This is a genomic window from Archangium sp. (assembly GCF_057119385.1).
The window spans coordinates 24872-34978 of sequence record NZ_DBNGVP010000121.1; the positions used below are offsets into that span (position 1 = coordinate 24872).

General features: G+C 71.2%; 11 protein-coding genes. 7 read left to right on the top strand and 4 right to left on the bottom strand.

Annotated features, from left to right (window positions below; genetic code table 11):
* Complete coding sequence (locus AC16DP_RS30130; protein ID WP_329730604.1) at positions 1 to 915, bottom strand: endonuclease/exonuclease/phosphatase family protein; 915 nt, start codon at positions 913 to 915, stop codon at positions 1 to 3.
* A gap of 87 nt (positions 916 to 1002) precedes the next feature.
* The gene (locus tag AC16DP_RS30135; protein WP_329730605.1) at positions 1003 to 1677 is read right to left on the bottom strand and encodes a DUF4336 domain-containing protein; all 675 of its coding nucleotides are present in this window, start codon (positions 1675 to 1677) and stop codon (positions 1003 to 1005) included.
* Positions 1678 to 1821: 144 nt separating this feature from the next.
* Between AC16DP_RS30135 and AC16DP_RS30140 the strand changes: the two genes are divergently transcribed.
* The 6 genes from AC16DP_RS30140 (at position 1822) to AC16DP_RS30165 (ending at position 8494) form a co-directional block, all read left to right on the top strand.
* The gene (locus AC16DP_RS30140) at positions 1822 to 3489 is read left to right on the top strand and encodes a sensor histidine kinase (RefSeq protein WP_329730606.1); all 1668 of its coding nucleotides are present in this window, start codon (positions 1822 to 1824) and stop codon (positions 3487 to 3489) included.
* Positions 3486 to 4829: a sigma-54-dependent transcriptional regulator gene (locus AC16DP_RS30145; RefSeq protein ID WP_329730607.1), complete on the top strand. Its 1344-nt coding sequence runs from the start codon at positions 3486 to 3488 to the stop codon at positions 4827 to 4829. The genes AC16DP_RS30140 and AC16DP_RS30145 overlap by 4 nt, the downstream gene beginning before the upstream one ends.
* Positions 4830 to 5038: 209 nt before the next feature.
* Entirely contained in the window at positions 5039 to 6574 is a 1536-nt protein-coding gene (locus tag AC16DP_RS30150) for a SulP family inorganic anion transporter (RefSeq protein ID WP_329730608.1), read from the top strand.
* A 2-nt stretch (positions 6575 to 6576) separates the two neighbouring features.
* A complete protein-coding gene (locus AC16DP_RS30155; protein ID WP_329730609.1) occupies positions 6577 to 7281 on the top strand; it encodes a carbonic anhydrase in 705 nt (234 codons plus the stop codon).
* A gap of 149 nt (positions 7282 to 7430) precedes the next feature.
* Positions 7431 to 7781, top strand: a complete 351-nt coding sequence (locus AC16DP_RS30160; protein WP_329730610.1) for a pentapeptide repeat-containing protein — start codon at positions 7431 to 7433, stop codon at positions 7779 to 7781.
* A gap of 17 nt (positions 7782 to 7798) precedes the next feature.
* Complete coding sequence (locus AC16DP_RS30165; protein WP_329730611.1) at positions 7799 to 8494, top strand: YdeI/OmpD-associated family protein; 696 nt, start codon at positions 7799 to 7801, stop codon at positions 8492 to 8494.
* A gap of 4 nt (positions 8495 to 8498) precedes the next feature.
* On the opposite strand, the gene AC16DP_RS30170 is transcribed toward AC16DP_RS30165, so the two are convergent.
* Complete coding sequence (locus AC16DP_RS30170; protein WP_329730612.1) at positions 8499 to 8924, bottom strand: universal stress protein; 426 nt, start codon at positions 8922 to 8924, stop codon at positions 8499 to 8501.
* A gap of 166 nt (positions 8925 to 9090) precedes the next feature.
* Entirely contained in the window at positions 9091 to 9219 is a 129-nt protein-coding gene (locus tag AC16DP_RS30175; RefSeq protein WP_329730613.1) for a hypothetical protein, read from the bottom strand.
* Positions 9220 to 9245: 26 nt separating this feature from the next.
* On the opposite strand from AC16DP_RS30175, the gene AC16DP_RS30180 reads away from it, so the two are divergent.
* Complete coding sequence (locus AC16DP_RS30180) at positions 9246 to 9755, top strand: DUF1993 domain-containing protein (protein ID WP_329730614.1); 510 nt, start codon at positions 9246 to 9248, stop codon at positions 9753 to 9755.
* Positions 9756 to 10107 lie beyond the last annotated feature (352 nt).

The following is a 10107-nucleotide window of genomic DNA, read 5'->3' on the forward strand; positions in this document are numbered from 1 at the left end:
CTACGGGCTGCTGGCGGAAGCCGACTCGTGCGGACGCTCCACCACCTCGGCGGAGGGCGCCTTCGCGGGCTCGAGCAGCGTGAGATCCGCCACCACCGGGTAGTGGTCCGACGCCTTCACGCGCAACACCTTGCTGTGCCGGGGCATGAAACGGTCGCTCGCCAGCACGTAGTCGATGCGCAGGTTGGGGATGACGGGCAGCGGGTACGTGTCCGCGCTCCCCTCGCCCCGCAGCTCGAAGACGTCCGCCAGCTCGCGCTTGAAGAGCCGCAGCGAGCCCGAGTCGGGCGTGTCGTTCATGTCCCCCATGAGCAGCTTGGGCCGCGGATCCGCCGCCATCAGCTTCATGATGGCCGCGCTCTGACGCACGCGGACGCCGCCGTTGAAGGGACGCCGGGTGAGGTGGGTGACATAGACGCTCACGTCCTGCCCGTGCACCTTCATGTTGACGCGCGCCACGGTGCGCGGCTCGGTGCCCGTCTCCACCGGCAGCGGGTGCTGCTCCACCGACTCCAGCGGGAAGCGGGAAAGGAGCGCCACACCGTAGTCACCGCCGTACAGGCTGGTGGTGCGGAAGTGGGCGAAGTACTTCAGGCCGGTGCGCCGGGCCAGCTCGGCGGGCTGATCCAACCCGTTGGCGCGATGCGAGCCGACGTCCACCTCCTGCAGCGCGACGATGTCGGGCGAGGCGGAGCGGATGACCTCCGCCACCTTGTCCAGGCCGCGAATGGCCGACTGGATGTTGAAGGTCATCACCCGCAGATCGCCCTCGCCCCGTGAGGACACGGGAACCGCCAGGGCCCCGGGGGCCGAGAGCGTCACCTGTGCCGCGTCGGCGCGGAGGGACGAGGGGGAGGAGGCACACGCGAGGGAGCTCGCGAGGAACAGGCCGGCCAGGAGTCGGTCGATTCGCATGGAAGGGGGCGATGATGTCAGCAATCCCCCGCACCGTCTTCCCTCCCCCTGCGAGTCAGGCCGGAGGGCAACCAGGCGGGCGCGCCCCTACGCCCACGCGAAGGCCTCGCGCAGCGCCTCCTTGCCCCCCTTCTCCAGCACCTGGCCGTGGCACGGCACCACGCGCTCGAAGTCCCAGCCGAGCACGCGCTCCTTCCAGGCCCGCAGCGCCGCCTTGTCCTTCACCATGGACTTGAGCAGCCACGTGGCCGCCAGCTTCCCGTACGCCCCGCACAGCTTCAGGTACGTGCGCGTCAGCCACGAGGGCGTCTCGTGGATGTTGAAGGCCAGGTCGGTGAGCAGCAGCGTGCGGCTGGGGCGGTGGAAGAAGGCGAACTCCTCGAGCTTGGGGATGCCGTGCGCCAGCAGCAGCTCGAGCGTGGGCGACTGGCCCACGTCCATCACGTCCGACAGCTCCACGTCGATGCGCAGGTCCGGCCGCTTCGCGCGCAGCCCCGCGGGCGCGAGCACCTTCGCCGCCGGGTACGCCGCGGCCCAGTCCCCCAGCGACAGGTGGTGCATGGTGTTGGGCGCCACCAGGAAGCGCACCGGCCCCAGCGCATCCACCGCGCCCTTCGTCTCCGCGTCCAGCTTCACCGGCGAGTGCAGCCACAGGCCTCCGTCCGGCAGGCGGATCACCGTCATCCGGCCGCCCAGGGCCATCCCCCCGATGCGGAAGGGCACATCCAGGACGAAGAGGTCATCGGACAGCGGGCGCAGCATGGCATGGCTCCTTGTGTCGACCGGCTCCCCCGAATCCACCCCAGGGCGGGAAGACGCGCCAGCATTCTTCCCCGCGACGGCCGGGGCGGGGCCACCGCACGGAAAGAAGACGTCCCCCGGGGTGTTTGGCGCATGATGCGCCCCATGCCGCGACCCCCTCCCCTGCCAGGACCCTCCCTGTCCTCCGCCCTCGGAGAGCTCGCGCGCACCCAGCAGCGGGCCGGGCGCTCCGCCACGGTGGGACTGGCGCTGCTCGGCGTGGTCGCGCTGGCCAGCCCCCTGCTCGGCTACCGCGAGGACCTTCAAAATGCCCGCGAGGAGGTGCTCGGCAACCTCTCCAGCCAGGCCCAGGTGCAGGCCGAGGCGCTGGGCGTGCACCTCGGACTGCTGGAGGCGGAGCTGCGCCGGCTGGCCGAGCACCCCCAGCTCATCCCCGAGGACGGCCCCTCCGGCCTGGAGGCGGCCATGCTGGACAACGCCTTCCACCACTCGCCCCTCTTCTCCGAGGGCGTGGCCCTGCTCACCGCCTCGGGGCGCCGCGTGTGGAGTGATCCGCCGCAGATGTCGCTGGGGGCCTCGCCGCTGACGTCCCGCACCTGGTTCCGCCGGGTGCTGGAGGAGGGCGTGTCGGAAATCCACCTGCTGGAGGGGACGGACGGGCCGCTGGTGGTGGCGGTGCCCGTGCGGCACGGAGGAAAGGTGACGGGCCTGCTGGTGGGCGAGCTGCGCGCGGGAGCCCGTCCGCTGCCGGGCGTGCGCTCGGGGGGCGCGGACATGTCGCTGCTGCTGGACGAGCAGGGCCAGCTCCTGCTGCCCGTGCCCCCGCCGCGCTTCCGCTGGAACGCGGAGCTCGCCACGCGCGTGCGGGCCCTGGCGGACGCCCCCGGCCCCATCGTGCTGGACGACACGCACATGCTGGGCGCGGCGGCCCGCGTCCCCTTCCAGGGCGTCAACAACCTGCTGCTGGCGGTGCTGGAGGACGAGGAGCGGGACATCGCCCGGCTGCGGCGGCGCTTCCTCGGGCAGCTGCTCTTCCACGTGGCCCTGCTGGGCAGCACCCTGCTGCTCTTCACCTTCCTGCTGCGGCGCTCGTACCGCACGCTGCTGGCCGGAGAGGAGCGGCTGCGCCACCAGGAGACGATGGCCGCGCTGGGCGCCGCCAGCCAGCTCATCGCCCACGAGGTGAAGAACGCCCTCAACGGCATCCAGGCGGCCCTCTCGCTGATGAAGCCCGCCGCCTCCGCCGGAGAGGTGGCCCTGCCCGTCCTGCGCTCGCAGATACAGCGGCTGGGACACCTGGCCCGCTCGCTGCTGTCCTTCGGCGCCCCGCGCGCCGCCCCCGCGCGCCGCTCCTGCGAGCTGCGCCTGCTGGTGGAGGAGGCCCTCCAGTCGGTGCGCCTGCTGCCGGAGGCCGAGGACGTGGCCCTGGAGGTGCACCTGGCCGAGGGCCTCACCGTGCATGCCGACCCGGCGCTGCTGGTGTCCGCCATCGACAACCTGGTGCGCAACGCCGTGGAGGCGGGCGCGGTGGCGCACGACACGGGCCTGCGTCCCTCGCCGTGGGTGCGGGTGAGCCTCGCGCGCGAGGACACCGAGGCCGTCGTGCGCGTGGAGGACAACGCGGGCGGCGTGGACCCGGACCTCGAGCCGCGCCTGTGGGAGCCCTTCGCCACCGCGCGCGCCAAGGGCGTGGGCCTGGGACTGCCCATGGCCCGCACCGCCGTGGAGTCCCACGGGGGCCACCTCACCTATACCCGCCTGCCCGATGGCAGCCGCTTCACCCTGCGCCTGCCCCTGGAGAGCATGTCATGAGCACCTCCCTGCTCCTGGTGGATGACGACCGCAGCTTCGCCTCGCTGGCCGCCTCCGTGCTCACCCACGAGGGCTTCCGCGTCCGCACCGCGCGCTCCCTGCACGAGACGCGCGCCGCCCTCGCCCGCGAGGCCCCCGACCTCGTCATCCTCGACCGCCGCCTCCCGGATGGGGACGGGCTCGCCTTCCTGCCGGAGCTGCGCACGCTCGTCCCCGGCGCCGTGGTGCTCATGGCCACGGCGCACGGGGACATCGCCAGCGCGGTGGAGGCCATCAAGGCCGGCGCGCGCGACTACCTCTCCAAGCCCGTGGAGCTGGATGACCTGGTGCTGCGCGCCCGCCGCGCCGCCGAGGACGTGCAGCTGCAGGAGCGCCTGCGCCGCGCCGAGAGCGCGCTGGGCGGCCGCCACCGCATGCAGGTGCCGCGCTCGCCCGCCATGCGCCACACGCTGCAGATGCTCGAGCGCATCGCCACCTCGCCGCGCAGCCCCGTGCTGCTGCTGGGGGAGACGGGCGTGGGCAAGGAGGTGCTCGCCCGCCACCTGCACGTGCTGCGCGAGGAGCAGGGGCCCTTCGTCCACGTCAACTGCGCCGCCCTGCCGGACACCATGGTGGAGAGCGAGCTGTTCGGCCACGAGCGCGGTGCCTTCACCGACGCGCGCACCGCCCGGCGCGGCCTGGTGGAGGTGGCCAACGGCGGCCTGCTCTTCCTCGACGAGGTGGGCGAGCTGCCCCTGCCGCTGCAGGCCAAGCTGCTCACCTTCCTGGACAAGGGCGCCTTCCGGCGGCTGGGCGGCAGCACCGAGCTGAGCAGCACCGCGCGCGTGGTGGCCGCCACCAACCGGGACCTCAACCAGGAGGTGGCCGCCGGCCGCTTCCGCGAGGACCTCTACTTCCGCCTGAGCGTCTTCAAGGTGGACATCCCCCCGCTGCGCGAGCGCCGCGAGGACGTGCTCCCCCTGGCCGAGTCGCTGGTGGCCGAGCTGTGCGCGGAGCTGGGCCGCCGCCCGGTGGGCTTCTCCGCCGCCGCGCGCGAGCGGCTCGGGCGCTACCCCTTCCCCGGCAACGTGCGCGAGCTGCGCAACGTGCTCGAGCGCGCCCTGGTGCTCGAGCCCGGCCCCAACCTGGAGCTGGAGGCGCTCGCGCCCCGTCCCGGCGGCCCCGCCCAGCTGTCCGACCCCCACGCCTTCGTCGTGGCCGGCCCCCCGCCTCCCCTGGAGGAGGTCGAGCGGCGGTACGTGCGCCATGTCCTCGAGCGCCTGGAAGGCCGCCGCATGGATGCCGCCCGGGCGCTCGGCATCTCCTACCCCACCTTCCTGCGCAAGCTCGGCGAGGAGTAGGCCGCGGAGAGCAGGCAGGCGGTTCAAGGTTCTTTCATCGCCGCCGGGCCCCACTTCAAATTTCTTGAAGTCCTCCGGGCCTCCCTCGACACGCTTCCGAGGGAAGCCCCCCTCCACACCCCTTGGCACGGCCCTTGCCCTGTAGGGGCGGACACGCGGCGTGATCCTCCCGGGGAGCACGCCGCCTTCTGGGTGTGGAGGCTGAGAGAATGAAGTCCAACGAGCAGAAGGCCGGTGAAGCCGGCTCGCTCCGGGCGGTGCTGGCCAGTGATGGGCCCGCCTCCCTGGTGGTCTTCCTGGTGGCCCTGCCGTTGTGCATGGGCATCGCCCTGGCCTCGGGCGCCCCCATCATGTCCGGGCTCATCGCCGGAGTGGTGGGCGGGCTGGTGGTGGGGCTCTTCGGCGGCGTGCCGCTGCTGGTGAGCGGCCCGGCGGCCGGCCTGGCGGTGATGGTGTTCGGCTTCATCCAGGACCTGGGCTTCGCGGCCACGTGCGCCGCGGTGGCGGCCGCGGGCCTCATCCAGATGGCGCTCGGCGGCATGAAGGTGGCGCGCGCGGCGCTGGGCATCTCCCCGGCCGTCATCCACGGCATGCTCGCCGGTATCGGCATCCTCATCGTGCTGGGCCAGCTGCACATCGTGCTGGGCGGCGCGCCCCAGTCCAACGCCTGGGCCAACCTGCGTGAGCTCCCCGGGCAGATCGCCGGCCTGCACGGCCCGGCGACCCTCCTGGGCCTCGTCACGATTGGCATCCTGGTGCTCTGGCAGGTGATGCCCAACAATGCCCTCAAGAAGGTGCCCGGCCCGCTGGTGGCGGTGGTGGCCGGCTCGGTGGCCGCGGCCGTGTGGGGCACGGACGTGAAGCGGGTGGAGCTGACCGGCAGCCTCTTCGAGAGCATCCAGCTGCCCGCGCTGCCCACGAACTGGGGCGCCTTCGCGGCGGCGGTGTTCTCCCTGGCCCTGGTGGCCAGCGCCGAGTCGCTGCTGAGCGCGGTGGCCACGGACAAGCTGCACACCGGCCCGCGCGCCAACCTGGACAAGGAGCTGTTCGCCCAGGGCATGGCCAACACGCTCTCCGGCCTGATGGGCGGCCTGCCCATCACCGGCGTCATCGTGCGCAGCGCCGCCAACATCTCCGCGGGCGCCAGGACGCGCGCCTCCGCCATCCTGCACGGCGTGTGGATGCTGCTCTTCGTGTCCCTGCTGGGCGCGCACCTGGGCCTGGTGCCCCTCACCGTGCTGGCCGGCCTGCTCGTCCACGTGGGCGCCAAGCTGGTCAACCTGCACCACATCCAGGAGCTGCGGAAGCGCGGTGAGCTGTCCGTGTACGTGGTGACGGTGGCCGGCGTGGTGGGCATCAACCTGCTGGCCGGTATCGCCCTGGGCTTCGCGGTGGCGGTGGCGCGGCTGCTGTGGCGGCTGGGCCGCGTGCAGGTGGACGTGAAGAAGCAGGGCGAGGTGCACCAGGTGCGCGTGGGCGGCGCCCTCACCTTCGTGGGCGTGCCCCAGCTGTCCTCCGCGCTCGCCGCCGTGCCCACCGGCGCCCACGTGGAGCTGGACCTCGCCGTCGAGACGCTCGACCACTCCGGCTACGAGGCCCTCGAGAGCTGGTGTCAGAACCATCGCAAGACGGGCGGCAAGGTGTGGATGGAGCCGCTCGAGGAGGTGTGGACGCGCAAGGGCTCCACTCCCGTCAACAAGTCCGCTGTGTCTGTTTCCCCCACCCTCTCTTCGGAAAGCGCTTGATCATGAAGAAGCTCGTTCAAGGACTCCTCGACTTCCAGCGGCACAGCCTTCCCGCCTACCGCGCCACCTTCGCGCGCCTGGCCCATGGACAGACGCCGGACTGTCTCTTCATCGCCTGCTCCGACAGCCGGGTGGTGCCCAACCTCTTCGCGTCCACCAACCCGGGGGACCTCTTCGTCATGCGCAACGTGGGCAACATGGTGCCCCCCTCGGACGCCATGGGCATGTCCCTGAGCGATCGCTCCGAGGCCGCCGCCCTGGAGTTCTCCCTGCTCACCCTGCCGGTGAAGGACATCGTGGTGTGCGGCCACTCCGGCTGCGGCGCCATGAAGGCCATCCTCTCGGGGTACAACGACCAGAAGACGCCCAACCTCAGCAGCTGGCTGGACGTGGGCCGCCCCGCCCTGGCCGCCTTCGAGCGCGGGGGGAAGTTGGGCGCGGGCCTGCCCCCGTATGACCGGCTCAGCCAGTACAGCGTGCTGCAGCAGCTCGAGCACTTGAAGACCTACCCCCTGGTGCGCGAGCGGCTGGCGGCCGGCACGCTGCGGCTGCACGGCTGGTGGTTCGACATCGGCCAGGCGCGCGTGCACGCCTACCGCCCGGACGTCGAGCGCTTCACCCCCATCGACGAGCTCGAGGGGGAGCGGATGCTCAAGGAGATGGAGATGGCCGGCGGCTCCGCGGAGACGTCGCACTCCGCCGCCTGAGCGCATCCAGCGCTTGGAAAAACCGCCGCCCCTCCTAGGATGGGCGGCATGGACGCACAGCGGCTCGCCCGGGAGGACTCCTTCGAGAACGAGACCTTCACGGACCTGGACCTCCAAGGGAGTGACCTGGGCCGGAAGGAGTTCTACCGGTGCACCTTCCAGCGGTGCCAGTTGCAGGAGAGCCGCTGGAAGGAGACGAAGCCAAGACGGCCTTCCTGCGCTGCTCGGCCCAGGAGGCGAACTTCTTCGACCTGGACCTGACGGAAGCGGACTTCTCCGGGACGGACCTCACGGGCAGCAACTTCCGGGGCTGCAACCTCACCCAGACGGACTTCTCCACCGCGACGGGCGCATTCCTGGACCCGGCCAACAACCGCCTCAAGGGCACCCACGTGCCCGTCGAGACCGCCGGGCTCCTGGCTCAGTCGCTCGGCATGCGCGTCTCCGGATTCAACGGTGACGGGGGCGAGCGCCCCAGCCGCAAGAAGTCCCGCTCCTGAGTCCACCGAGTCCCGACATGAGCCCGATGAAGAAGGCCGCGGCGAAGAAGGCCGCGACGAAGAAGGCCGCGACGAAGAAGACGCCCGCGAAGGCACCGGCACCCGCGAAGGCCAGGGCGCCGGCCGAGAAGAAGACGCCCGCCGAGGAGACGCCGATCATCGCCTTCGCGAAGCCACGTGACTGGGCGGACTGGCTCGCCAGGAACCATGCGTCCTCGCGCGGCCTGTGGCTGAAGCTCGCCAAGAAGGACTCCGGCATCGAGTCCGTCACCTACGCGCAGGCGCTCGAGGTGGCGCTCGCGTGGGGATGGATCGACGGGCAGAAGGACCGCTTCGATGACACGGCGTGGATCCAGAAGTTCACGCCGCGCGGCCCCAGGAGCATCTGGTCGAAGATCAACCGGGAGAAGGCGCTGGCGCTCATCGAGGCGGGCGAGATGAAGCCGCCGGGGCTCGAGCAGATCGAGCGCGCGAAACAGGACGGACGCTGGGAGGCGGCCTACGACTCGCCGAGCCGCGCGGCCGTGCCCGAGGACCTGTCGGCCGCCCTCGCCGCCAACCCCCGCGCGGCCGAGTTCTTCGCCACGCTCAACGCCGCCAACCGCTACGCCGTGCTGTTCCGCGTCCACACCGCGAAGAAGGCCGAGACCCGCGCCCGGCGCATCGCCCAGTTCGTCGAGATGCTCGCCCGGCACGAGAAGCCGCATCCCTGACTCGTCAGTGAACGACGAGCACGGGCTTCTTGCAGACCCGCACGAGCTTGTCCGTCACGCTGCCGAGGATGGCGCTGGCCATCGTCCCCAGCCCGCGGCTGCCCACCACCACCAGGTCGATGTCCTTGTCGTGCTCGGCCCGCTCCGCGAGCGCCACCGCGGGGCTGCCGTTCAACATCACCACCGACACCTCACACCCCGACTCGCGCGCAATCCGGGCCGCGTCGCGCAGGATGACCTCTCCGTTCTTGCGGTCGGACTCCTCCAGATCGGCGAGCTGCCCGGTGTACACCTCCGACAGATGGGACATGGGCGCCAGTGCATACACGAGCACGAGCTGCGCCTTCACACCGAAGGCGTACTCTCCCGCCTTGCGGAGCGCTCGCAGCGACAGGTCGGAGCCATCCACGCCCACGAGGAACTTCTTCATGACACACCCCCTGAATGGGACTCGGGGTCCGTTTCACGGGCCGTGCCACACGGGGTGTCAGGGGTTTCCGTGACGCCCTTCGCGCAAAGCCTGCGGGCCGCAGGGCTCCCCCGCAATTCCTGCCGCCTCGGGTTCACGCGATGTGAAGCACCCGACACGGGCACACTCAATACGGGTACGGCCCCTGGTCCTGGCCCAGCCGGGAGGAGTCCACACCCCAGGAGGCGAGCACGGTCTCGAGCTGCTCCGCCTTCTGTTGACAGGCACCGGTCCGGCCCACATACCAGGGCGGCATTTCCCTTCCCCTCCCGGAGCCACCCCATGTCCTCCCTGTCGATGTATCAGGCCTCCATCCCCGTCTTCATCCGCATGTTGGGCAACCTGTCGGCCATCCTCGAGAAGGCCGTCGCCTACGCCACGGCGAAGAAGATCGAGCCGTCCGTGCTCATCAACGCCCGGCTGGCCCCCGACATGCTCCCGCTGTCCTTCCAGATCCAGATCGCCAGCGACATGGCCAAGGGCTGCGCCGCGCGTCTGGCGGGAATCGACGCCCCGAGCATGCCCGACACGGAGAAGACCTTCCCCGAGCTGCAGGAGCGCATCGCGAAGACGATCGCCTTCCTGCAGACCGTGAACGCGGCGCAGATCGACGGCAGCGAGGAGCGCGACATCGTCCTCAAGATGCGCAGCGGTGAGTTGCAGTTCAAGGGCCAGTCCTACCTGCTCGACTTCGTGCTGCCCAACTTCTACTTCCACATCACCACCGCCTACGCCATCCTGCGCCACAACGGCCTGGACGTCGGCAAGACGGACTTCCTCGGCGGACGCTGAGGCACGGGCCCGGCGCGGCACGTTGCCGTGCCTGGTCATTGGAACCAGCGCTCAGGGGTGCTCCCGTGGGACTGGACGGGGCACCTTCCGGCCGCGCGGCGTTCCAACTGGTCCGACCATCGGACCAGTTGCTCCCGAGCGCGGCCGGAACCTCCCCCAGACCCGAGCGTCTTCAACTGGGCTGAGCCATCCAGCGCAGGAGGGAGCGCTCCGGGCACGGTGCCGCCAGACTTGGTCGGGTAGACCGGGGAGTTACCTCCCCGGCCCCCCACGGATCCGGACGTGCGGAATTCCCGCATCCGGCTCTTCGGCTCATGGACTCACTGCGAGCGGAAGCCCATCTCGCACCCTG

Excerpts from the sequence above, each read along its gene's own strand:
- AC16DP_RS30140 (WP_329730606.1), top strand. The coding sequence starts at position 1,822 with ATGCCGCGACCCCCTCCCCTGCCAGGACCCTCCCTGTCCTCCGCCCTC.
- AC16DP_RS30180 (WP_329730614.1), top strand. The coding sequence starts at position 9,246 with ATGTCCTCCCTGTCGATGTATCAGGCCTCCATCCCCGTCTTCATCCGC.
- AC16DP_RS30175 (WP_329730613.1), bottom strand. The coding sequence starts at position 9,219 with ATGCCGCCCTGGTATGTGGGCCGGACCGGTGCCTGTCAACAGAAGGCG.
- AC16DP_RS30155 (WP_329730609.1), top strand. The coding sequence starts at position 6,577 with ATGAAGAAGCTCGTTCAAGGACTCCTCGACTTCCAGCGGCACAGCCTT.
- AC16DP_RS30130 (WP_329730604.1), bottom strand. The coding sequence starts at position 915 with ATGCGAATCGACCGACTCCTGGCCGGCCTGTTCCTCGCGAGCTCCCTC.
- AC16DP_RS30165 (WP_329730611.1), top strand. The coding sequence starts at position 7,799 with ATGAGCCCGATGAAGAAGGCCGCGGCGAAGAAGGCCGCGACGAAGAAG.
- AC16DP_RS30150 (WP_329730608.1), top strand. The coding sequence starts at position 5,039 with ATGAAGTCCAACGAGCAGAAGGCCGGTGAAGCCGGCTCGCTCCGGGCG.
- AC16DP_RS30145 (WP_329730607.1), top strand. The coding sequence starts at position 3,486 with ATGAGCACCTCCCTGCTCCTGGTGGATGACGACCGCAGCTTCGCCTCG.
- AC16DP_RS30170 (WP_329730612.1), bottom strand. The coding sequence starts at position 8,924 with ATGAAGAAGTTCCTCGTGGGCGTGGATGGCTCCGACCTGTCGCTGCGA.
- AC16DP_RS30135 (WP_329730605.1), bottom strand. The coding sequence starts at position 1,677 with ATGCTGCGCCCGCTGTCCGATGACCTCTTCGTCCTGGATGTGCCCTTC.